The organism is Bradyrhizobium sp. Mp27, from assembly GCF_029953005.1.
GTDB classification, from domain to species: Bacteria; Pseudomonadota; Alphaproteobacteria; order Rhizobiales; family Xanthobacteraceae; genus Bradyrhizobium; species Bradyrhizobium barranii.
The window spans coordinates 1-20550 of the sequence record NZ_JASAUS010000113.1 but is presented as its reverse complement, the minus strand read 5'-3'; the positions used below and the strand labels follow the sequence as shown (position 1 = coordinate 20550).

25 protein-coding genes and 2 pseudogenes are annotated in these 20550 nt (G+C 61.1%); 15 read left to right on the top strand and 12 right to left on the bottom strand.

Annotation, left to right across the window (positions count from 1 at the left end; genetic code table 11):
• Window position 1: 1 nt before the first annotated feature.
• The 6 genes and pseudogenes from QJT78_RS37095 to QJT78_RS37070 form a co-directional block, all read right to left on the bottom strand.
• Window positions 2-2365, bottom strand: a complete 2364-nt coding sequence (locus QJT78_RS37095) for an ABC transporter permease (RefSeq protein ID WP_038944687.1) — start codon at window positions 2363-2365, stop codon at window positions 2-4.
• A 4-nt stretch (window positions 2366-2369) separates the two neighbouring features.
• A complete protein-coding gene (locus QJT78_RS37090; protein ID WP_028153683.1) occupies window positions 2370-3074 on the bottom strand; it encodes an ABC transporter ATP-binding protein in 705 nt (234 codons plus the stop codon).
• Window positions 3071-3505 carry a hypothetical protein gene (locus tag QJT78_RS37085; RefSeq protein WP_028153682.1) on the bottom strand — a complete coding sequence of 145 codons (435 nt, stop codon included), beginning with the start codon at window positions 3503-3505 and terminating at the stop codon, window positions 3071-3073. The genes QJT78_RS37090 and QJT78_RS37085 overlap by 4 nt, the downstream gene beginning before the upstream one ends.
• Window positions 3506-3518: 13 nt before the next feature.
• The gene (locus QJT78_RS37080) at window positions 3519-4193 is read right to left on the bottom strand and encodes an isoprenylcysteine carboxylmethyltransferase family protein (protein WP_038944686.1); all 675 of its coding nucleotides are present in this window, start codon (window positions 4191-4193) and stop codon (window positions 3519-3521) included.
• A pseudogene (locus tag QJT78_RS37075) lies at window positions 4193-4451 on the bottom strand (DUF2933 domain-containing protein). Before QJT78_RS37075 ends, QJT78_RS37080 begins: the two are co-directional and overlap by 1 nt.
• A gap of 155 nt (window positions 4452-4606) precedes the next feature.
• A complete protein-coding gene (locus QJT78_RS37070; RefSeq protein ID WP_240537718.1) occupies window positions 4607-4771 on the bottom strand; it encodes a hypothetical protein in 165 nt (54 codons plus the stop codon).
• Window positions 4772-4871: 100 nt separating this feature from the next.
• On the opposite strand from QJT78_RS37070, the gene QJT78_RS37065 reads away from it, so the two are divergent.
• Window positions 4872-5765 (top strand): CBS domain-containing protein, encoded by an 894-nt coding sequence (locus tag QJT78_RS37065; RefSeq protein ID WP_309249036.1) that lies wholly within the window; start codon window positions 4872-4874, stop codon window positions 5763-5765.
• Between the two features lie 12 nt (window positions 5766-5777).
• Window positions 5778-6014, top strand: coding sequence for a hypothetical protein (locus QJT78_RS37060; RefSeq protein ID WP_155258141.1), 237 nt, complete (start codon window positions 5778-5780; stop codon window positions 6012-6014).
• Between the two features lie 251 nt (window positions 6015-6265).
• Here the strand turns inward: QJT78_RS37060 and QJT78_RS37055 are convergent, their stop codons facing one another.
• On the bottom strand, window positions 6266-6961 hold the full coding sequence (locus QJT78_RS37055; RefSeq protein ID WP_028153679.1) for a VIT family protein: 696 nt from the start codon (window positions 6959-6961) through the stop codon (window positions 6266-6268).
• Window positions 6962-7247: 286 nt separating this feature from the next.
• On the bottom strand, window positions 7248-8036 hold the full coding sequence (gene ppk2 / locus QJT78_RS37050) for a polyphosphate kinase 2 (RefSeq protein WP_038944684.1): 789 nt from the start codon (window positions 8034-8036) through the stop codon (window positions 7248-7250).
• Between the two features lie 135 nt (window positions 8037-8171).
• On the opposite strand from ppk2, the pseudogene QJT78_RS37045 reads away from it, so the two are divergent.
• Window positions 8172-9035: pseudogene (locus QJT78_RS37045) on the top strand (transglutaminase family protein).
• Here QJT78_RS37045 and QJT78_RS37040 read toward each other — a convergent pair.
• The gene (locus tag QJT78_RS37040) at window positions 9025-9486 is read right to left on the bottom strand and encodes a response regulator (protein WP_038945553.1); all 462 of its coding nucleotides are present in this window, start codon (window positions 9484-9486) and stop codon (window positions 9025-9027) included. The pseudogene QJT78_RS37045 and the gene QJT78_RS37040 sit on opposite strands and share 11 nt — an antisense overlap.
• Window positions 9487-9569: 83 nt before the next feature.
• On the bottom strand, window positions 9570-10532 hold the full coding sequence (locus QJT78_RS37035) for an HWE histidine kinase domain-containing protein (protein WP_240537833.1): 963 nt from the start codon (window positions 10530-10532) through the stop codon (window positions 9570-9572).
• A gap of 196 nt (window positions 10533-10728) precedes the next feature.
• Here QJT78_RS37035 and QJT78_RS37030 point away from each other — a divergent pair, with 196 nt between their 5' ends.
• From QJT78_RS37030 to QJT78_RS36995, 8 genes are all read left to right on the top strand, one after another.
• Window positions 10729-10953 (top strand): hypothetical protein, encoded by a 225-nt coding sequence (locus QJT78_RS37030; RefSeq protein ID WP_281460459.1) that lies wholly within the window; start codon window positions 10729-10731, stop codon window positions 10951-10953.
• A complete protein-coding gene (locus QJT78_RS37025) occupies window positions 10947-12479 on the top strand; it encodes an ABC transporter ATP-binding protein/permease (RefSeq protein ID WP_281460458.1) in 1533 nt (510 codons plus the stop codon). The genes QJT78_RS37030 and QJT78_RS37025 overlap by 7 nt, the downstream gene beginning before the upstream one ends.
• A complete protein-coding gene (locus QJT78_RS37020) occupies window positions 12460-12666 on the top strand; it encodes a hypothetical protein (RefSeq protein WP_281460457.1) in 207 nt (68 codons plus the stop codon). Before QJT78_RS37025 ends, QJT78_RS37020 begins: the two co-directional genes overlap by 20 nt.
• A 178-nt stretch (window positions 12667-12844) precedes the next feature.
• Window positions 12845-13009 carry a DUF3309 family protein gene (locus QJT78_RS37015; protein WP_080584133.1) on the top strand — a complete coding sequence of 55 codons (165 nt, stop codon included), beginning with the start codon at window positions 12845-12847 and terminating at the stop codon, window positions 13007-13009.
• 110 nt (window positions 13010-13119) lie between these two features.
• The gene (locus tag QJT78_RS37010) at window positions 13120-13779 is read left to right on the top strand and encodes an exopolysaccharide biosynthesis protein (RefSeq protein ID WP_202802070.1); all 660 of its coding nucleotides are present in this window, start codon (window positions 13120-13122) and stop codon (window positions 13777-13779) included.
• Window positions 13780-13947: 168 nt separating this feature from the next.
• Entirely contained in the window at window positions 13948-14520 is a 573-nt protein-coding gene (locus QJT78_RS37005; protein ID WP_080584131.1) for an Hsp20/alpha crystallin family protein, read from the top strand.
• A gap of 246 nt (window positions 14521-14766) precedes the next feature.
• A complete protein-coding gene (locus QJT78_RS37000) occupies window positions 14767-14922 on the top strand; it encodes a hypothetical protein (protein WP_240537834.1) in 156 nt (51 codons plus the stop codon).
• A gap of 30 nt (window positions 14923-14952) precedes the next feature.
• Entirely contained in the window at window positions 14953-15246 is a 294-nt protein-coding gene (locus QJT78_RS36995; protein WP_028154149.1) for a hypothetical protein, read from the top strand.
• Between the two features lie 92 nt (window positions 15247-15338).
• Here the strand turns inward: QJT78_RS36995 and QJT78_RS36990 are convergent, their stop codons facing one another.
• Complete coding sequence (locus QJT78_RS36990) at window positions 15339-15557, bottom strand: hypothetical protein (RefSeq protein WP_028154148.1); 219 nt, start codon at window positions 15555-15557, stop codon at window positions 15339-15341.
• Between the two features lie 344 nt (window positions 15558-15901).
• Between QJT78_RS36990 and QJT78_RS36985 the strand changes: the two genes are divergently transcribed.
• The 4 genes from QJT78_RS36985 to QJT78_RS36970 all read left to right on the top strand — a co-directional run bounded on the left by QJT78_RS36985 (window position 15902) and on the right by QJT78_RS36970 (window position 19996).
• The gene (locus tag QJT78_RS36985; protein ID WP_028154147.1) at window positions 15902-16048 is read left to right on the top strand and encodes a hypothetical protein; all 147 of its coding nucleotides are present in this window, start codon (window positions 15902-15904) and stop codon (window positions 16046-16048) included.
• Between the two features lie 112 nt (window positions 16049-16160).
• Window positions 16161-16325, top strand: a complete 165-nt coding sequence (locus tag QJT78_RS36980; RefSeq protein ID WP_080584130.1) for a DUF3309 family protein — start codon at window positions 16161-16163, stop codon at window positions 16323-16325.
• Between the two features lie 269 nt (window positions 16326-16594).
• The gene (locus QJT78_RS36975; RefSeq protein ID WP_038945586.1) at window positions 16595-17866 is read left to right on the top strand and encodes an efflux RND transporter periplasmic adaptor subunit; all 1272 of its coding nucleotides are present in this window, start codon (window positions 16595-16597) and stop codon (window positions 17864-17866) included.
• Window positions 17867-17923: 57 nt separating this feature from the next.
• Window positions 17924-19996, top strand: a complete 2073-nt coding sequence (locus tag QJT78_RS36970; RefSeq protein ID WP_244433279.1) for an ABC transporter permease — start codon at window positions 17924-17926, stop codon at window positions 19994-19996.
• A gap of 130 nt (window positions 19997-20126) precedes the next feature.
• On the opposite strand, the gene QJT78_RS36965 is transcribed toward QJT78_RS36970, so the two are convergent.
• Window positions 20127-20550: TCP-1/cpn60 chaperonin family protein (locus QJT78_RS36965; RefSeq protein WP_281460456.1), on the bottom strand; the 424-nt coding region annotated here is incomplete at its 5' end.

The following is a 20550-nucleotide window of genomic DNA, read 5'->3' as shown; positions in this document are numbered from 1 at the left end:
GCTAGTCCCTCGTCTTGAGGACCGCGACGAGGTCCAGTTTGTCGATCCGTTCGCGAATGACCGCTGCGGAAGCGATCGCAGCCAGTACCACCACGCACGTGGCGACGACATAGGTCGAATGCTCGACCACCAGCCGGACACGCATCAGTTCGCCGGCGAGGTTCGTCTTCATGACCCACGCTAGCCCGTAGCCCATCACCCAACCGGGTGGCTGGGCGACCAGCGTCAGAATGGCGAGCTCGAGCAGGAGAATTCGCAGCACCTCACCGCGAGTGAAGTCGAGCACGCGCAAGCTTGCCAGCTCCCGCGCCCGTTCTGATAGCGAGATCCGGGCGTTGTTGTAGACGACGCCGAACGCGATCACGGCGGCAAGCCCGGTGTAGATGCTCGCCATCGTCGTGACGAGCAGCGCGACGGTCTTACGGAAGTTTGCCAGCGACACGCGCTGCAGTGCCACGCCGCCGACCGTCGGCATGGACTTTACCGCCGCGTAGAAGTCCTCCTTTCTTTTCTCGTCGAGGCTGAGGTTCACGCTGTTCACGACGGGCGCCTCACGCATCAGCTTGCGGAGCGCCTCGATGTCCATCATCCCCCTGATGCCGAAGTAGTCCTCGACGGTCGCCACGATCGGAATCGTCACGGTGCGTCGGGCGCCCTCCAGCAGATCGACCTCGACGGTATCGCCGGCCCCCACCCCGAGGATGTGACCGAGCATGCTGGAGATCGCGAGACCCGTCTCCGGAAGCACGACCGGTCGAAGGTCGACGTCGATGAGGCGCCGCAGATCGGCATCGGCGGGCCGGCCGCTGATCGTGATCCGCCGTTCGACGTTGCCATAACGGATCCGGACGGGCACCTCGCGGAATGGCTCGGCGGCGAGAACGCCCGGGAGCCTGTTCACTTGCTCCACCACGTTCTTGATCCGCTTCTCGGAAAAGCCGATGGTCGCGTCCTGCCGGTCAGCGAGGAAGTAGGTCACGTCGATCAGTTGCTCCATCGTGTCCCGCGTGAACAGCGAGGCGACCAGGATCGCGGTGGCCAGTGCCATCCCAAGTGCCGTGAAGGCCGCCCGGACCGGATGCCGCGCGATGTTGCGGACCATCATCAACGTCGGTTGCGACACGATCTGGTCGAGCTGGATGCTCGACGGAAGCAGCCGCCGATAGACCAGAGGGGCCGGCGGTTGCATGGCGACCGCCGGCGGCAGCTTCACCACCTCGCGCAGCGCCCGCAGCGCGCCGATGGCAGCGGCGGCCGCGCTGAGGGCGCCGGCCGTGACGTACAGATCCGGCGCCTTCGCGAAAACTAGGAATGGGAAGTGAAAGAAGTCTCCGAACAGCGCGGTGATCCGTAATCCGAGCCAAGTCCCGGTAACGCTGCCCAAAACGATCCCTGTCGCGACAATGAGAGCGACGAACTTGAAATAGTGCAGAACGATGCTGCTGTCGGCGTAGCCTATCGCCTTAAGAAGACCGATCTGCTCGCGCTCGAGCGCGACCAGCCGGCTCAAGGTGAGATTGACCAGGAAGGCGGACACCAGAAGGAAGATCGGCGGCAGCGTGCGGCTCATGTTGTTGAGCATGTCGAGTTCATGATCGAGCCACGCGTGCGAGGTCTGGTCCTTCCGGCCGTGGGCCGCCTGCCCGCCGTAGGGATCGAGCAAGTCGTCGAGCCGCGAGATCACCTCGCGCTCCGAAGCGCCGGGCTGCAGCTTGACAGACACCGCGGAGAAGGCACCGTCGAGATCGTAGACGCTGGCGAGCGCCTTTTCGGACATCCATACGATGGCGTAGCGACGGTCATCCGGCATCAGATCGCCCGGCCCGACGGTGTACACGAACTCCGGTGACAGCGCCGTGCCGACGATGACGAGCTCGCGCTTCTTGCCGTTCAGGATGGCCGAGAACCGCGCCCCTTCCGAGAAGCCGTGGGCCCGGGCGAACGGCTGGTTGACCACGACTTCTTCGGTCCGTCCCGGGTCGGGAAGGCGTCCGGAGCGTATGTAGAGCCGATTGAGATGCGGCTCGCCGCTGTCGGGCAGCGAAACGAACTGCGCGCTGGCGGGCTCCGAGAACCCGGGAATATCCAGCAACGCGAGCTTGGCGATCCGGGTGTCGACGGCGGCGACGCCGGCTATCTCGCCGATCCTGCCGGCGAGCGCCTTGGGTGAGCGCTTGGCCTGAGCGAATACGTCGCCGAAGCCGTAGCGTTCGTAGTACGCGATCCGGGTCTCCTCCAACGATCGATGGGAGCCGACCGCGAGCACCAGCGTCGCCACGCCCCCTCCGACGACCAGCGCTACGGCGAGCACCTGCGCCCAGAGCCGCCTGACGTCCCGAAACAGCTTGATGTCGAGCGTGGTCATGCCGTCACCAGGTGAGCTCGGCCGCTTCCCGCCGGGTCTCGTTCGTCCGGATTCTGGAGATCCGGCCGTCGGCGAAGAACAGCACCCGGTCGGCGACCTCCTGAATGCTGGCGTTGTGCGTAATAATGACGGTCGTGGTGCCGAGCTGCCGATTCACCCCGAGCAGCGCCTCGATGACGCGAATGCCGGTTTTCGAGTCCAGCGCCCCGGTCGGCTCGTCGCAGAGCAGCACCGCCGGGCGTTTCGCAATCGCACGGGCTATCGCCACGCGCTGTTGCTCGCCGCCGGATAGCTGGGCCGGAAAGTGGTGCATTCGCTCTTCCAGACCCACCAGAGCCAACGCGTCGGCGGGACGCATCGGTTGGTTGGAAACCTCCGTCACCAGCGCCACGTTTTCATAGGCGGTGAGGCTCGGCACCAGATTGTAGAACTGGAAGACAAAGCCGACGTGGTCGCGGCGATACTTCGTGAGCTCGCGGTCTTCCAGGTCGGTCAGGTCGAGGTCGCGGAAGAGCAGCCTGCCGCTGGTCGGCCGGTCGAGACCGCCCATGATGTTGAGCAGGGTCGTCTTGCCGCTGCCGGATGGACCGAGCAGCACCACGACTTCCCTCTCGGCGATCTCGAGATCGACATCGTTCAGGGCATGCACCATCACTTCGCCGGAGACGTAGGTCTTGGTCAGTCCTTTCGCCGTGAAGACAGGCGTCATGAACGGGTCGCCTCCCATGCGAAGGCTGCCAGGCTGAACGCCCACACCAGGGCCATTCCCAGCAACACCCATTTGAAGTCGGAATCGATCATGAAGTTGACGGCCGCCATCCAGCCGATCGACGCAGCGCCGGCGACCATGGAGCCGGCCGCAGCGAGCGGATGGTGATCGCGGAAGGACGTGGCCGCCAAAGTGATCGCGAGAACGCCGGTGGCGGCGATGTAGCCGCCCATCACGCGAAACACGTGAACCAGCCACGATCCAAGTTTGACCAGCTGCAACTCGGCCGGGGTCAGTTTCATGAACCTGATGTCCTCGGGCAGCAGCGACGGCCGGACGAACAGGAAGTAGATACCGACGCCGATCAGCAGGACTCCTGATCCGGCGAGCAGGAGGAAGGAAAGTGTCCACCGAGCTCCTGCCTTCCGCATCGGGCCGCCTCCATCAGCCGTGGCGGTAGTCGCCCGTGGGTGCCCGTCCCAGAACACGACCGAGCTTCGGAATGAATCCCGGCACCTCCCTGGCATACCGGTCGTATGCGCCGGCGAACTGCGCTCTCGCGTCCCGCTCCTCGCCGCGCGCCAGCTTCACGTACATGACGGTCAGCACCGGAAACATCGCCAGCGTGAGGATCGTCGGCCACTGCAGCAGAAAGCCGAACATGACGAGGATGAAACCGACGTACTGCGGGTGCCGGACGTAGCTGTAGGGGCCGGTGGTCGCGAGGCTGCGGGTCTGCTGCGCATCGTACAGCACTCTCCACGCGGCGGAGATCAGCACGAAGCCCGCGCCGATGAAGATGAAGCTCAGGATGTGGAACGGTCCGGCGTGCGGATTTGTCTTCCAGCCGAACATCATCTCGAGCAGGTGGCCGGCGTCGTGCGAGAACCAGTCGATGTTCGGGTAGTGCGACTGTAGCCAGCCCGAAAGGAAGTAGATCGTGAGCGGGAAGCCGTACATCTCTACGAACAGCGCCACCAGGAAAGCGCTGAAGGCGCCGAACGAGCGCCAGTCGCGCGAGATCTGCGGCTTGAAGAAGCTGTAGGCGAACAGGATGAAGACCACCGAATTGACGATGACCAGGCCCCAGAGGCCATAGGCGGGCGCTGTGTCGTGCATCACTCCCTCCTTCCGTCCGACGGCGGGGGCTCTGCGTGATGGTGGCCGTGGCCGCTGTGATGCATGAACATGTGCATCAGCAGGCAAGCGAGCAGCGGCAGCCCAGATCAGAAGACCGAGCACGTGCGCCCTGTGCTCGGTGAACAGCAGCGCGCCGGCGATGATCAGGAATCCGATCAGAACCACGCCGGCATTTGATTTCGTGGACATGCCCTGCCGAGGGCGCTCTCGATACGCGGGATGGCCCTGCACCGACATCGCTCGCTCCTATCGTTCGTTGGAGCTTAGCGGCGCCTATGCCATCATTGTTGCGCTAGATCAACAGCGGCAGTCCCGTAAGATTCACTGGCCTTTATTCGTGGGGCGCCCACCCAGCCAACGGGGACCGCCTGAGGAAGTGCCGCTCCTCAAGGTCATTGCCTCGGCTTGCCGGGCTGCATTCCCATGCCCATCGTCGCTCCGCCCCGCATCGCCGACATCATCGGCATCACACCCATCTGCGGCGCGAGCAGCTCGTCCGCCGTCTTCTTTTGATTGTCGGAAAATGACGAGACGAGGGTCGTGAGCGCCGATTTCATCGCGCGGGTCCCTTCGAGCCGCGCCGCCCACCCAAAAACAACTTCGCATGCTCGACTTGACAGCCGGTCCTTCGCTTAAAATATCTGGGTTGCGCGATCGTTGCAGGATGCCGAACAGCAGCTCGAAGCGGCGCGCTGGCGCGGGATTTTGCCAAGGCTGTTAGCGACGGAGGCTGGACCCCCGTCTTGCGCGACGAGCACGACGTCATCTATCGCCGAGAAGTTCGTGCTGCTTGATCCCGATCAAACGGGGCAACTCACGATCGGGCAGGATGTCCGAGAGCCAACGGCGATATGGAGGTTTGCCATGCAAGCACGAGACGTGATGGTGTCACCGGTGGTTACGGTTGGGCCCACCGCAACGGTTCGCCAAGTCGCGCAAATGCTGCTGGATCGTCGGATCAGCGCTGTACCGGTCGTCGACACCGACAACAAGGTTATCGGAATCGTGAGCGAGGGCGATTTGCTGCACAGGGCCGAGAGCGGGACGGAACGCTCTTCCTCGTGGTGGTTGCGCCTATTGACCGGCGATGCCCAACTTGCAACCGACTACGTCAAGTCTCACTCGATCAGGGTTCAGGACATCATGACCCAGGACGTTGCGACCGAGGCACCCGAAACGCCCCTGCATGAGATCGCTATGCTGCTCGAGGAGCGTCAGGTCAAACGCGTTCCCATCGTCAACAAGGAAGGCCAGCTCGTCGGAATCGTCAGCCGAGCCAACCTGCTCCAAGCCATCGTGAGCGCCATACCGAAACTCGAAATATCACTGTCCGATTCAGCGATCCGAAAGAGGTTCTTGGAGGAAATCCGGAAGCAGCCCTGGGCTCATACATTCAATCTGAATGCAACCGTGCAGAACGGTGCGATCGATCTCTGGGGCTTCGCGCCATCGCTCGCTGAGCGTACGGCCATTCGTGTTGTTGCAGAGGCGATTCCCGGCGTCGTAGCCGTGAATGATCACCTGCTGGAAACTCCAGCCTTCGTCTATTAACCCGCATACGGCATGCTCCATAACGAACGAGGTATCCATGGCCCACTTCACGGTCCGTTTCCTCAAGAACGTTATCGGCGACGGGGGAAATCCTGCGAAATCTGCCAGCGCATCGTCGACGTCGATGCACGTGATGCAACCGAGGCGACTTTACTGGCTCAACAACAATTCTGCGAGTTTCGAGAGATTGGAGACTGGTCGCTGCACGCCGATCGCATCGACATGCAGCCGGCCGATTTCCCCTCGTGACGCAGCAGCGCGCTCGCACCGGAGACAGTTGCATTGGGACAAACCTCAACGACCTTATGACCCTGAAGACCCGCGCCCGAAAACAGATCGCCAAGACCCCGAAAGGCCTGGCAGCAGCTTCGGTGGCTGTCGCGCACCGTCGCCGTTCGCATAGAGGCAGATTTTCGTATAGAGGCAGATTTTCCAAGCAACGACCAACTCCGCGGATGCCGGCACGGCATGCATATTGCTGCGCGCGGCTATCGCGGCGCTCACACAACCTTGCCAACAAGTGCGCCAATTCCGGCCGTCAGTGCCATCGCACAGGCGCCCCAGAATGCCACTCGTATGGTTGGCTTTAACAGGCCGGCGCCCCCTGCCTTGGCGCCGATCGCGCCGAGCAGTGACAGGAAGAGCAACGAACCTGCAGCGACGGCCGGGATCAACACGTTGGACGGCGAGACCAGAACAAGCGCAAGCGGCGCTACCGCTCCGACGGAGAAGGTCGCGGCCGATGCCAACGCTGCCTGCACCGGACGAGCGGTGCTGATTTCCGAAATGCCAAGCTCGTCCCGGGCGTGCGCGCTCAAGGCGTCCTTTGCCATCAATTGCTTCGAAACCTCGCGAGCGAGGCCGGCCTCGACGCCCCGCGCGACATAAATTTGAGCGAGTTCTTCCTTCTCAAACACCGGGTCGTCTGCCAGTTCGCGCTTCTCACGCGCGAGGTCGGCATGCTCCGTATCCGACTGCGAACTGACTGAAACATATTCGCCAGCCGCCATGGACATGGCGCCGGCAACCAGCCCGGCGATTCCGGTCAAGAGAACATCGCTTCGGGAGACGGCAGCCGACGCCACTCCCAGGATAAGACTTGCGGTTGATATGATTCCGTCATTGGCGCCAAGCACAGCCGCTCTCAACCAGCCGATGCGCGCAACGAGGTGCGTCTCTTTGTGGAGGCGGCTCATCTGTCAATCAATCTCTCAACCGCCCTTTCCCGCCCTGCGGAGGCCGGGTGAAGAGCTTGCTAACGATAAACAGCCGATGTGACACTCTTTCACATCTCGCGATTTTCGATCACGATCACCGCTTTGGGAGCCGCCCGTAATGATCTAAATCAACAGGAAGCTGAACAACGACGGTTCTGGGCGCACCCGTCGATACGGCGTATTTTTTGACAGCTGGTGAGCAGCAGCCGCTCGGAGCCGTACCCAACTGCTAACACCTTGCTATTTTCTGATGGCAGCAGTCCGTCTAAGCTTCGATCAGGCCGCGCTCGTAGCAGGCTTTATTGTAGGGAAACACCACCGCCGGATCCGGCCTATGGAGGCGACGGTGCTTTCCCGGATAATTCAGCCTCCACAGCACATCGCGAATAGCGTTGAGTCGCGCATGTTCCTTGTCATCGGCTCGGACCAAGGTCCAGGGCGAGGTGACGGTGTGCGTCCGGTCCAGCATCTTGTCCCGTGCTTCGGAATAGGCCTTCCAATACTTCTGCGCCTTGGCATCAATGGGGCTCAGCTTCCATTGCTTCAGGGGATCCCTTTGGCGGTCAGCGAGCCGTCGCTTCTGCTCCTGTTTCGAAATATCCAGGTAGTACTTGAGCAGGGTGATACCCGAACGCTCGATCATTGCCTCGAACGCCGGCACGGTCTCGAGGAATTCCTCGGTTTCCTCCTTGGTGCAAAAGCCCATGACACGCTCAACTCCGGCACGGTTGTACCAACTGCGATTGAACAGCACGATCTCTCCTGCCGCGGGCAAGTGCGAAACGTGACGCTGGAAGTACCATGAACACTGTTCCCGATTGCTTGGCGGCCCCAGCGCTACGACGCGGGTATCGCGCGGGCTTAGATGTTCGACAATCGACTTGATGGTGCCGTCCTTGCCGGCGGCGTCACGACCTTCGACGATGACAAGGATACGCTGGCCGCGCTCAATCGCACTGCGCTGCAGCTTGACGAGCTCGATCTGCAGACGGACCAGTAGCGTGTGATACCTATGGCGGCTCAAATGCTTCGGAAGCGGTGGCCGGTTCTTCATGGTGTGTTCCTCCTGGTCGCCTCAGGTTTCAGTCATCTGGAGCGACATTTGCATGGGCTCGTCAACTCGGCCACACTTCCCGAAGGGGACCGCCGGATAAGGGCAAGGCCAGAGGCTGACCAATCGGAGCTTTCGTTGACGACGCTGAAGGTTCTTCACACGACGACTTATCGATTCAACGAACACGTGCACCTGTTGCCGCACCGCTTGATGCTTCGTCCGCGCGAAAGCCGCGAGCTTCGTTTGATTTCGTGCAACGTCACGGTGACGCCCCCTGCGGCGTTGACCTGGGCGCACGATGTGTTTGGCAATGCGATCGCGACGGCCACGTTTCAGATGACGGCCTCCAGCCTGGTGATCGCGAGCGTCGCTGAGCTTCAGCTCGACGCGGTTGCATGGCCGGTGTTCGATATCGCGGTCTCCGCCATGTCGTACCCGTTCCGCTATTCTGACGACGATTGGACCGATCTGGCGCCCTCGCACTCCCCCAGTTCTCGGACCCGGCTGGTGCTCTGCGAAATTGGGCACAAATGTTCGTTCGAGGAAGTCGGACTGACACGCTGTCGCTGCTAAAGGACCTCAGCAACGGCGTGTCTCAAGCAGTCCGGTATCAGAGCCGTGAGGATGAGGGCACCCAAACGCCGGTAGAAACCCTGAATCGCGGCTTGGGGGTCATGCCGGGATTTCGCGGTGCTGTTCACCGAAGCGGCGCGCATGCTCGGGTTCGGAGCCAGAATCGTCTCCGGCTATCTCTACAATCCGGAACAAGGGAGCATCGGATCGAGCGGTGCGGGTTCAACCCATGCGTGGGCGGAGGTCTTCCTGCCTGGAGCTGGCTGGATCACATTCGACCCGACGAACCGCAGCCTCGGCGGCTTCAATCTGATCCCGGTCGCGGTCGCGCGCGATATCCGCCAGACGATCCCGGCGTCCGGCAGCTTCGTCGGTAGCACCGGCGCTTTCGCCGGGATGTCCGTAGAAGTTTTCGTCACGTCCTAGATCGACCTGGGGCGGATTGCCGGTCGGCTACAGCCAAATGATCCCCGCCAACGGCAACCTGACAATCATCGAGCCTTTCACTCGATCGGCGGAGCTTGAGGCGGGTAAGTATCGCGACCAGGTCTTCAAGTTTGAAGGGCTTCTTCAGCACAACCCTGTCGGAGTTGCTGTCTCTGACGCTTTGACCGGTGTTGCCGGTGGAATAGGCGAACGGAACTCCGCGCGCAAGGAGCGCCTTCGCTACCGGATAGCTATCGTCGCCGTTCAGGTTCATGTCGAGCAGCGCAACGTCGAAGGTCTGTGCTTCAATCAGCGCCAGCGCCTTGTCGACCGTCGCGGCCGAAGTCACCGACTTGCAGCCGAGGTCGGCAAGCATGTCTTCAATCATCATGACAATCAGCATCTCATACTCGACCACGAGGGTTCGCCGGCCGCAAAGCAACTTATCCACCAGGGGCACCTCTTGGTAACGGAATGTCCATCGTGCAGATAAGCCCGCTCGGCCGATAGTCCAGTTGCACCTCACCTTCCAGCTCATGAGCGAGGCCGCGCTCGAGCACCCGCGAGCCAAATCCCTTGGTGTGCCGGCGGCGCGACGGGGGGACCGCCTCTCTCGCTCCAGCTCAGCACGAGCCTTTTCCCGGCCGGTGTCGTCTCCGCCGTCCACGAGATCTGGATTGATCCGACCGCGTTGGACAACGCACCGTATTTCACGGCATTGGTCGCAAGTTCGTTGAACGCAATACCAAGGGCCAAAGCTGATTTCGGTGGAAAGCGGACGTTCTCCCCCGTGATCACAATGCGATCCGCCCGTCCGCCGGAGACCCCGAATGGTTCCAGCGCATCGTGAGCGATATCGAGCAGGCCGGCACTCTCCCATTTCTCGCGGGTCAGCAGGTCGTGCGACCGGGAGAGCGCGGACAACCGGGATTCGATGGATTGTCGAATCTGCTCAGGATCGGTCGTCGTTCGCAACGTCTGCCAGACGATCGATTGCACCGTGGAAAGGGTATTCTTGACGCGATGGTTCAGCTCGTCGATCAGCATCCTGGATCGAGCTTCATCTTCCTTGAGCTTGGTGAGATCAATCAGGGATGCAAAATACTGAACAATGTCGCCACCTTCATCGCGTACCGGACTGACGAAGAGCGCGGCCCAGAATTCGCTGCCATCCTTGCCGCGGCAGAACACTTCGGCGCCGTTGGACGAACCCTCGAACTCGGCCTTGGCTCGCGTCAAGGCCTCGACATCCGAACCGCTGGCCATCAGAAAGTTGAAGTCTTTTCCGAGCACTTCCTCCCGGTCATACCCGGTCAGAGCGCGAAGACTGTCGTTGGCGAAGATGATCGGGTTGTCGGGTTTTGCCGCATCCGTGAACAGCATGGGCATTCGGGTCGTTTCAGCGGCGACGACGAACGGGCCGAGGTCTTTCCGAAAGCCTTCGACTTCGGCTTCGGCACCTTTCTGCCGGTCAGACTTTTCCGTTATCTCTGGCATGTCCCCGGTCGATCAATGCGCTTTGCAGGCAATGCCGTGATCACGGTCCTGCTTCTTCCTGAAACAAGCGTTTTGATGATAGCATAATGGTCATGCCGCCGGGGAAGTCATTTGCGGTGGGTCAAGATCCCGATCGCCCGGGCCTGCTTAGCTAATCCGGTAACTCCCGGCTGATGAAACAGGGTGACGCGGGCGCATGAAGGCTGACATTGCATCACCTACGGCTCCCGAGGCCGTTCCCCAACCGGCGGAGGCAATTCCGAAGCTGCCGCAGGCCGCAGATCCTCTGTTGCCAATCATGCCGGGCGCGACGGCGAGACCTCCTCTCGCGGACGCGCTCATCAAAGCTGCGCCAGTACAAGATTTCAATCTTGCCCGGGACCTGGGCGTGTTCGCGCCGAAGGCGGACGGCGCGTGGTAGCGATCTTCGCTGCCTCGACGGTCATCACCATTGCCAATATGTTTGGACAAGTCCAGCTCAATGACTGGAACGGCCGGTTCTTCGACGCCGTCGGCCGCAAGGACCTGTCGGGCTTCCTCCATGACCTCTGGACGTTCGTTGTCATCGTCGTGATTTTGCTGGCACTCACGGTCGCAAACACCTTTCTCCAGGAACGCCTAAAGTTTCGACTGCGGGAATGGATTACCCGTCACCTCCTGGCCGAGTGGCTCAAGCCATTGCGCGTCTATCAGCTCGGCTTTGCTGGCGAATATGGACACAACCCGGACCAGCGCATCCAGGAAGATACGCGCCTCTTGGGCGACTACACCGCCGACCTCGGATGCGGCATCGTCTATTCCCTCCTTCAGCTCATCGCTTTCGTCGGCATGCTTTGGACGCTATCGGCGCAAGTCACGTTTCAGGTCGCGGGCTACGAGATCGCCATTCCCGGTTACATGGTCTGGTGTGCGCTCGCTTACGCCTTGACCGGGTCCGCACTGACCTGGATCGTAGGGCGGCCGCTGATTGCCCTGAACGGCCAGCGATATGCGCGTGAGGCGGAATTCCGCTTCGCGCTCGTTCGGGTCAACGAATCCGGCGAGAGCATTGCGTTGCATGGCGGGGAAACGGACGAACGACGGCATCTCGAGGCCGCGCTCGTGGCCGTCGTGGACACGATGCGACGGATATCCTCCTCGCTCGCTCACCTGACGTGGATCACATCGGGCATTGGCTGGCTGTCGTTGGTCGTTCCGATACTGGTGGCAGCACCGGCCTATTTCGGCGGCAGCCTGACGCTTGGCGGCCTGATCATGGTGGCGGGCGCGTTCACCCAGGTACAGCTGGCGTTGCGATGGTTCGTCGATAATTTCTCGCGCCTCGCCGATTGGCGCGCGGCGGTCCATCGGGTCGCGCGCTTTCGCGAAGCGCTCGACAATCTCCCCGCGATCGAACAGGGCGCGGAGGAGATCAAACGCGCTCTACATCCGGAGGGAGATCTCGCTTTCGAGGCCGTCCGCATCCTCTTGCCGGACGGACATATCGTCATCGACGATGCGACGGTCCATATCACCCCTGGCGAGCGTGTCCTGATTGTCGGTGACACCGGAAGAGGAAAATCGACACTGTTTCGCGCCGTGGCAGGCCTTTGGCCATGGGGTTCCGGAACAATCCTCACGCCTCCGCTCGAGTCGATGGCATTTCTGCCGCAGCGCCCTTATCTGCCGCTGGGTACATTGCGCAACGCCCTCAGCTATCCGAGCCCCGTCGACGCCTTCCCCGAAGCGAATGTTCGCCAAGCACTTTGGCCGCTGCGATCTCGGCGTTCTCGTTCCAAAGCTCGACACGATCGAGCGCTGGGACAAGGAGCTTTCGCTTGGCGAGCAGGAGCGCCTCGCTTTTGCGCGCCTTCTCCTGCACAAGCCGGCATGGGTCTTTCTGGACGAAGCGACGGCCGCGCTCGACGAAGACAGCCAGCACCGCGTTATGGCTCTGTTCGACGATGAGCTGAAGCAGACCACCGTGTTGAGCATTGGTCACCGCCCGGATCTGGCCGTCTATCACACCCGAACGCTTCAGCTTGTTCATGGACGTGACGGTGACCGCCTCAAACTCAAACCGCCGCCTGCGCCACCTCCGCCTCGACGCTGGCTGCAGCGGCTCGACGACTGGCTGCTGACTATCCGGCCATAGTGGCCGCTTCTGAGCGCCTGCATCTTTGATTTGAGTCAAGCAGGCTTTTCTGCTTCGCGACAGGATGAGTGCCTTACTGGGAGCTTGCTTGGGATCGGCCGCTGGCCGCGCAAGTTCGAGGCGCAATGACGTCGCGACCAAACCGCAGAGGGACTCTATCGAAAAGGGAGCTATCGAAATGTCGTTCGGGACCATCATTCTAATCATTCTGATCGTCGCGCTGCTGGGCGGCTTCAGTGGGATGGGTGGCGGTCCGTTCTACGGTACTGGCTATTACGGTGGCGGAGGTCTTGGTCTTGTGATTGTCATTCTGCTGATCTTGCTGTTGCTCGGCAAACTTTAACCCAGCGGTGGCCGGCGAGGATTGGAATGCGGCCCCATCCCATGGGTTGGTTGAGATGCCTCTGCCGTGTTCGCTCGCCATGGCGCGATGGAGGTCGTTGATCCAATCCATTGCGGTCGGTCCTGAAGCAAGAGAGGAGGCCCAACCTGAAGCAGGCGCTACCCGCGGACGCCACAGCGTTTGTCCCCGCCTCGGTCTTGCTGCAGCGACTGCACGACGAGGCGCCGGTAGATCACTTTACCCTCGGCTGGCTGATGAGCAGCATGCACAAGCGCTCCTTCGGCCTCATCATGCTATTGCTCGGTGTGGTCGCTGTTGCACCGGGTGTCTCGATCGTTGCGGGCCTGCTGCTCATGATCCCCGCGTTCCAGATGATCCTGGGCCACAACATGCCGGTGTTCCCGCGTCGCATCGCCGCCCGTCCATTGCCGACACGGCACCTTGCCGCTCTGGTGCAGCGCGCCGTGCCCGTGCTGAGGTCTCTCGAGAAGCTCATTCATCCCCGCTGGCCGACTCCGTTCGATGCGACCAAGCGTCTCGTCGGCGCCGTCGTCGTGCTCCTGAACGTCGCCCTGCTGTTCACGCCGATCCCTCTCAGCAACGTCGTTCCCGCCCTGGTGATCGCGCTGATCTCACTGGCTTATCTCGAAGAGGACGGACTCCTGCTCTCGATCGCGCTGCTGGCCAGCGTCGTTGTGCTGGCGGTCGAATTAGCGGCAATCTGGGAGACCGTCCTCGGCGCGAAATGGGTCTTTGCCCTCTGGTATTAGCCCGGCTGCGACTAAATGCGCTCGGCCTGCCCGCTTTCAGTGCACCGACGCAAGTGTCATTAGGTCAACTTGGTTGACGCGCTCCCTTGCTTTGCGGGATTCATCATCATTGCCGGCCTTTCCGCTTCGAAATAACCCGCCGATTTTGCGCTAAATCAAGGCCGCCGGGTGCGCCAGGAGCAGGCTGTATTTCATTATTTCTTCAACCTGTGGAGAAACCAGATGAGCCTTCCGAGATTGTGGACCACCAGCCTGGAGCCTGCATTCGACCCAATCAGAGCCATGCGGCGTGAAATGGAGAACGCGCTTCGCGTTTTCGATCAGGGTTCGCCTTCGCCCAGCATTGGGGCGGGCGCACCGGCAATCAATGTGGCGGAAACGAAGGATGCGTTCGAGGTGACAGCCGAACTTCCCGGCGTGGACGACAAAGACATCAAAGTCAGCTTGGACGGCAACCAGTTGGTTATTTCCGGCGAGAAGAAGGCGGAGAGCACGAAAGATGAAAAGGACTGGCACGTCGAGGAGCGCAGCTATGGTTCTTTCTATCGATCGATGTCTCTTCCTTTCGAGCCGGAAGACGGAGCCGTCGAAGCTCATTTCGACAAGGGCGTGCTGCATCTCGCTATCAAGAAGCCCGCCAAAGCCGTGAAGACCACCAAGACAATCGATATCAAGACAGGCGCTCCCCCGAGCGCGAGCCCCGTACCGAACAAGGCCGCTGCACCTGGCAAAGCTGCCTAGCCCTGTGCGGTCGTCGTCGAAAGCCGGAGACCCGAACCAGATAAGCTGGTCGCGGTCTTCGGATTTTGTCATTCGTCTTCCCCGATGCCGCGATCGAATGAGACTTCGCAGCTTGATTGGCTCAGCAAGGCCCCCTGTCGCGCTTGTGAGACACGATGAGAGTTTCGATGAAAAAGCCAGTTCGCTCAATTGACGAGCCTGAGCCGAAGGCGCCACGTGCCGACAGGCCGCCGTCGGAAGGATTCCGTGGTCGTTGTCGACGGACACTTCAAGTCGGAGTTTGAAACGGCAGAAGCGGCAAAATCAGCCGGTCGCAAGCTGAAATCGACCTATCCGATGCTCAAGATCGAAATCTATGACGCCGCCACGAGGGTCCGAACCTTACTGGACTCCGAAACTTAGCTATCGGACCGTCCTCATCGGGAGCGGAGAATGGCCTTCCTCAAAAGAGAGCTATATCGTCAGGTGAAAGGCCCCGAGATCACACACGAGGATCGTTCTTTTCTTGTCTTCGATACCGACACCAAGAGCTTGTATGTCGAGCGGGAGGTGGCGCATTTGGAGACAGGACTCGGGGGCACAGTCGAATTCCAAACATCGACAATGGATATTGCGGACTATCTAACACAGGGCGGCCAAACCGCTGGTCACCGCGAACTTTGGCGTCTGCTGAGAGCGCTCTTCAATGAGGACAGCGACGGTGCTGGCTCCTCTTGTGAGATATGACGCCGCACCTCTGCACAGCCATCATCCGCCGAGCTGCGCGCTCAAGTTGACTACCCGGCGCCTCGCGCACGACGATTTGCGGCAGTGTCATGTCAGGCTTGCTTCTCTTTTACGATTTCCGCCAACAACTTGCGTACCCGCTCATCGTGAAATGCCATTCCGAAAAGAGCTAGGAGGACCTGGCCGGGTGGAAGTTCCTCGTCACTCTTCGCCTGCCGGATGAACATTTCCATCTCGCCATTTTCGCGAACAACGATAGCCGCGTCGTTGGAACGGAGCTCAATGCGAGTTGGTCGTTTCAGCCAGAACATTCTCAACTCCCGTTTGCGCTTCTCGTCAGATGACAATCTGCAACCCATCGATAGATTACCAGAGAAGCCAATCTCGGGGCTAGTCTACTAGGCCCTTGAGTCGTCTTCGGCTCGCCGTGTCAAACCTACTTTGACCCGTTGCCGCTCGATCAACACTGATTGAGGGGGCACGTCTTGTTTGATTCAGTTTCCTCTCTTGCTTCAGGGGCCCCTTCGGACTGCCACAGAGGTCTCGTTTGAGTCCGTTGATTTGCGTCAAATGATTTGGTGGCTGCCTCGTAAGCTCCGATTGGCCAAAATCTGGCACATTAAAAGCCAAGCACGCCAATCAGGATTCCCGGACAATGTCTCGAAATATGCTCTACCTCGTCATCGGCGCACTCGCCGTCGTCGCGGTGACACTAGGCTACCAAGTCTACCGGGAGCGACAGAAGACCACTGGCGTCGAGATCAGCATCGGCGAGCGTGGCATTTCGATCGAAAAGAAGTAGCATAGCTCTTTCCCTGCCGGCGACTGCCTCGGCCGGATGCTTGAAGATTGCGCACTCAGCTCGGACTGCCAAGAGACCCAATTCCCATAAGGTCCATCAAAGGAGTCGGACAATGTCGATCGGGCTTATCCTCATCATCCTCCTCGTCATCTTTCTGCTTGGCGGCTTCAGCGGCCGCTTCGGCGGCTACGGCTACGGTTACGGCCACGGCGGAATTGGTGTCATCGGTATCATCCTGATCGTCCTCGTCGTGTTGCTCCTTATGGGTCGGATTTGACTCTGTCGGTCCCGCTGCGTGACCGGGCGTCCTCCAAACCTGTGATCCGGCGGCGACATCTTCTGCGCGACGCCCACCATTTTTTGGCTTGAGGGGAATCTCTCAGGCCGCCGCCCCAGACGACGTTGGCTAGTATTCCACCAAGCAGCAATGAACAGCGCAGCCTTGGCCGGGCACCGGGCCGTATACCTTGATCCCCATCAACAATTCGGCCCAGCGGTAGCCTATGGTGGCAATAGCCGTCATCCGAAGCCTGGAGCCAAAGCGAGATGAACACGCAGCTTGGTACTGGTGCTGCGGCCGAAAGCAGAGAGGCTCTGTCCTATGTGCCGCTTCCATCGGCTGGACGCCCGGTCAGCGCGCCGGCCGTACAGCCACGATTTGCGACGAGGCGCTGGGTTCTCGTTGGGATCGCGACGCTGCTTCTCGCTACATCCTTGGGCATCTGGTGGTCGTTCAGCGGCAACGCTCCGGTTGGATACGAGACGGCGCCCGTTGCGATCGGGGACATCGCGCGCGACATAAACGCCACGGGCTCGGTCAATCCGGAACTGACGATCATTGTCGGGACCTATGTCTCCGGCGTCATCCAGGAATTGAGATGCGATTACAATACAGAGGTCAAGCGAGGACAGACCTGCGCCAAGATCGATCCCCGCCCGTATCAGAGCATCGTCGATCAAGCGAAGGCCAGTCTCGCTATCGCGAAGGCGCAACTGGAAAAGGACAAGGCATCGCTCACCTATGCCAAGGCCAACCTGGAACGCCTCGCCACTCTCGTCAAGACAAGCGCCGTGTCCGAAGACGCCTACGACAACGCGAAGAACGTGTACGATCAGGCTCTGGCACAAATCACATTTGACGAAGCCACCATCCAGCAGCGCCAGGCCGTGCTCGACGCAGCACAGGTCAATCTCGACTATACCAACATCATCTCACCGGTCGATGGGACGGTCGTTTCGCGCGCCGTCACCATGGGGCAGACTGTTGCGGCGAGTTTCCAGACTCCCACCCTGTTCCTGATCGCGACCGACCTCACCAGGATGCAGGTAGACGCCAATGTCAGCGAAAGCGACATTGGCGGCATCCAGACTGGCAACAAGGCGACGTTCACTGTCGACGCATATCCCAAACGTCTGTTTGAGGGAACGGTCACCCAGGTCCGCCAGTCCCCGCAAACGGTGCAGAATGTCATCACTTACGATGTCGTCATCAGCGTCAACAACCCTGATCTGGCGCTCAAACCGGGCCTGACGGCGGCGACAAGGATCATCACCGATCGGCGCAGCGACGTGCTCCGCGTTCCGAACCAGGCGTTGCGTTATGTCCCGACCGGGACCGCCCTTGGCGACCCGAAGCAGGCGCGCGTTTGGGTGCTCCGGGACGGATCGCCGGTTCCGGTCCGTGTTACGGTCGGGCTCGACGACGACGAGTCTACGGAGATCGTGCAGGGCGACCTGAAAGCTGGCGACAAGGTGATCATCGCTGAGCAGCGGAATTCGGCGAAGGCGCGGTCCAGCGTGCCGCCGCCACGACTCTAGTCACACAGCCGCAACGATTGAAGGCACATGGCGGAGCCGGTCATCAGGATTGAAGGGGTGTCGCGGACATATCATGTCGGCGACATTGATGTTCGTGCGCTTTCGGACGTCAGCCTGACCGTCGAACACGGCGAGTTCATCGCCATCATGGGCGCGTCCGGATCGGGCAAGTCGACGCTGATGTCGATCCTTGGTTGCCTCGATCGGCCTACGGCCGGTCATTACTGGTTCGACGGCATCGACGTTGCGCAGCTTGCGGAGCCGGATCTTGCCGGCCTTCGCAGCGAGCGGCTTGGGTTCGTATTCCAGAGCTTCAATCTGTTGCCTCGTACCAACGCCATCGACAATGTCGCGCTGCCGCTTCTGTACGCGATGTCCGGACAGAGTCACGCGAGCGCGCGCTTCGAGCGGGCCCGCGCGGTTCTGGACAAGCTCGGGCTGCGCGACCGGGAGCGCAACACGCCGGGTCAGTTGTCGGGCGGGCAGCAGCAGCGTGTTGCGATCGCGCGAGCCTTAATCAATCAGCCGAGCCTGCTGCTGGCGGATGAGCCGACTGGCAATCTCGACACCCGCAACTCCAACGAGATCATGCAGACGCTCAGCTCGCTCAATCGCGAACAGGGCGTCACCATCATCGTGGTGACCCACGAGCCTGATGTCGCGGCCTTTGCGGATCGCGTGCTGACCATGCGCGACGGCCAGATCATCTCGGATGTGAAGAAGACAAAGCCCGTCAAGGCGTCTCGGCTGGCAGGCGAGGCTGCGGGCAAATTGGTCCAGCCCAGGGAACGGTTGGCCTACGTCGCAATGTCGGGTGCGTCATGGCCCTTCGCCTGGATGGTGATGACGGCGGCCGCCGAGGCGATCTGGCGCAATAAGATACGTTCAGCGCTGACAATGCTCGGGGTCTTCATCGGCGTCGCCGCATTGATCGTCATGGTCTCCGTCGGCCAGGGAGCGAACGAGGCGGTCCGAAAGGAGATCGCAAGGCTCGGGACAAACCTCGTGGTTATCCTGCCGGGCGCAGCCACCAGCGGGGGCGCTCGCGGCGGCTCCGGAAGTGCTTCGACGCTGACCGTTGCCGACGTCCGGGCGATCCGGCAGGAGGCACCCGCCGCCGGGGCTGTGAGCTATCTCATCCGCCAGTCGGGGCTGATCCGCTTTGGGAGCCAGAACTGGACCACCGGGATCCAAGGCGTAAGCCCTAATTATCCTCCGATGACGAACTGGCAGATCGCCGCAGGGCGGGCGATCACTCCGGAGGACGAGCGAAGCGCCGCGCTGGTTGTTGTCCTCGGCGAGACCGTGCGTCGGCAACTCTTCGGCACCTTTCAGAACCCGATAGGCGCGATGGTGCAGGCGAAGGGTGTGTCGTTGCGGGTGGTCGGAGTTCTCGAAACCAAAGGACAGACATCTTTTGGGCAGGACCAGGACGATCTGATCATGGTTCCGTTCACGACGGCCGAGCGGAAGATCATCGGCGTCGCGGCGCCAAGCCAGCAGCAGACGGCGATCAATTGGATCTATCCGACGCCGCCGAATCCGTATGGACTTCAACCGCGCATGATCGGGTATGTTAATCAGATTTATGTGCAGGCGGTGGATCAAGCCGGCATTCAAGCAGCGATCGACCAAGCCACTGAGATCTTGGCGCGGCGTCACCGCATCGGGCCAGGCACCGTCAACGATTTTGCCGTGCGCAACCTCAGTCAGATTGCGCAGACCGCGGAGGGAAGCAGCCGCATCATGGCGCTCCTGCTGGCCGCGGTGGCGTCCATCTCGCTTGTGGTCGGCGGCATTGGCATCATGAATATCCTGCTCGTCTCGGTGACGGAGCGAACGCGGGAGATCGGACTGCGGATGGCAATCGGCGCCCGGAGATTGCACGTCCTGCTGCAGTTTCTTGCCGAGGCGATCTTCATCAGCGTCAGCGGCGGCATCGTGGGAATTGTCATCGGCGCGGCGTTGTCCGTCGGCATCTCCGCCCTCACAGGCTGGCCGGCGCCGATATCCCTAGCCGCGATTGCCGGCGGGTTCCTGTTCTCGGCAGCCGTCGGCATATTCTTCGGCTACTACCCCGCGCGAAAGGCCGCTCGGCTCGATCCCATCGAAGCGCTGCGCTACGAGTAAGCGAGACGTTGACCAGGCGGCTCGGCGTTGACACTAACTTGAAAGCAGGAGCGCCCGCTTGAGCTGATTCCTGCAAAAAAGCCAGCATTTTGCCGGGCCCTCGCTACTGTTGAGCTCTGAACGAGTTGGACTAAAAATCCATGCCACCCATACCGCCACCTTGAGGCATGCCGCCACCGCCGGCGTTCTTCTTTGGCAATTCGGCCACCATGGCTTCGGTAGTGATCAGCAGCGCCGCAACAGAAGCCGCATTCTGAATCGCCACACGAACGACCTTGGTCGGGTCGATGATGCCCTTGCTGACCAGGTTGACGTACTCGCCGGTCTGGGAGTCGAAGCCGTAAGCGTAGGTCTTGTTCTCCAGGATCTTGCCGACGATCACCGAACCGTCTTCACCGGCGTTGATCGCGATCTGGCGAGCGGGAGCCGACAGCGCCTTGCGCACGATCTCGACGCCGGTCTTCTGGTCGTCGTTCTTGGTGCGCAGACCCTTGAGCTGCTCGGAGGCACGGAGCAGGGCGACGCCGCCGCCCGGGACGATGCCTTCCTCGACC

Excerpts from the sequence above, each read along its gene's own strand:
- QJT78_RS37095 (WP_038944687.1), bottom strand. The coding sequence starts at position 2,365 with ATGACCACGCTCGACATCAAGCTGTTTCGGGACGTCAGGCGGCTCTGG.
- QJT78_RS37080 (WP_038944686.1), bottom strand. The coding sequence starts at position 4,193 with ATGCACGACACAGCGCCCGCCTATGGCCTCTGGGGCCTGGTCATCGTC.
- QJT78_RS36975 (WP_038945586.1), top strand. The coding sequence starts at position 16,595 with ATGAACACGCAGCTTGGTACTGGTGCTGCGGCCGAAAGCAGAGAGGCT.
- QJT78_RS36995 (WP_028154149.1), top strand. The coding sequence starts at position 14,953 with ATGGCCTTCCTCAAAAGAGAGCTATATCGTCAGGTGAAAGGCCCCGAG.
- QJT78_RS37020 (WP_281460457.1), top strand. The coding sequence starts at position 12,460 with ATGGCTCTGTTCGACGATGAGCTGAAGCAGACCACCGTGTTGAGCATT.
- QJT78_RS37070 (WP_240537718.1), bottom strand. The coding sequence starts at position 4,771 with ATGAAATCGGCGCTCACGACCCTCGTCTCGTCATTTTCCGACAATCAA.
- QJT78_RS36980 (WP_080584130.1), top strand. The coding sequence starts at position 16,161 with ATGTCGATCGGGCTTATCCTCATCATCCTCCTCGTCATCTTTCTGCTT.
- QJT78_RS37055 (WP_028153679.1), bottom strand. The coding sequence starts at position 6,961 with ATGAGCCGCCTCCACAAAGAGACGCACCTCGTTGCGCGCATCGGCTGG.
- QJT78_RS36990 (WP_028154148.1), bottom strand. The coding sequence starts at position 15,557 with ATGTTCTGGCTGAAACGACCAACTCGCATTGAGCTCCGTTCCAACGAC.
- QJT78_RS37035 (WP_240537833.1), bottom strand. The coding sequence starts at position 10,532 with ATGCCAGAGATAACGGAAAAGTCTGACCGGCAGAAAGGTGCCGAAGCC.
- ppk2 (WP_038944684.1), bottom strand. The coding sequence starts at position 8,036 with ATGAAGAACCGGCCACCGCTTCCGAAGCATTTGAGCCGCCATAGGTAT.
- QJT78_RS37030 (WP_281460459.1), top strand. The coding sequence starts at position 10,729 with ATGAAGGCTGACATTGCATCACCTACGGCTCCCGAGGCCGTTCCCCAA.
- QJT78_RS37090 (WP_028153683.1), bottom strand. The coding sequence starts at position 3,074 with ATGACGCCTGTCTTCACGGCGAAAGGACTGACCAAGACCTACGTCTCC.
- QJT78_RS37015 (WP_080584133.1), top strand. The coding sequence starts at position 12,845 with ATGTCGTTCGGGACCATCATTCTAATCATTCTGATCGTCGCGCTGCTG.
- QJT78_RS36985 (WP_028154147.1), top strand. The coding sequence starts at position 15,902 with ATGTCTCGAAATATGCTCTACCTCGTCATCGGCGCACTCGCCGTCGTC.
- QJT78_RS37060 (WP_155258141.1), top strand. The coding sequence starts at position 5,778 with ATGCTCCATAACGAACGAGGTATCCATGGCCCACTTCACGGTCCGTTT.
- QJT78_RS37085 (WP_028153682.1), bottom strand. The coding sequence starts at position 3,505 with ATGCGGAAGGCAGGAGCTCGGTGGACACTTTCCTTCCTCCTGCTCGCC.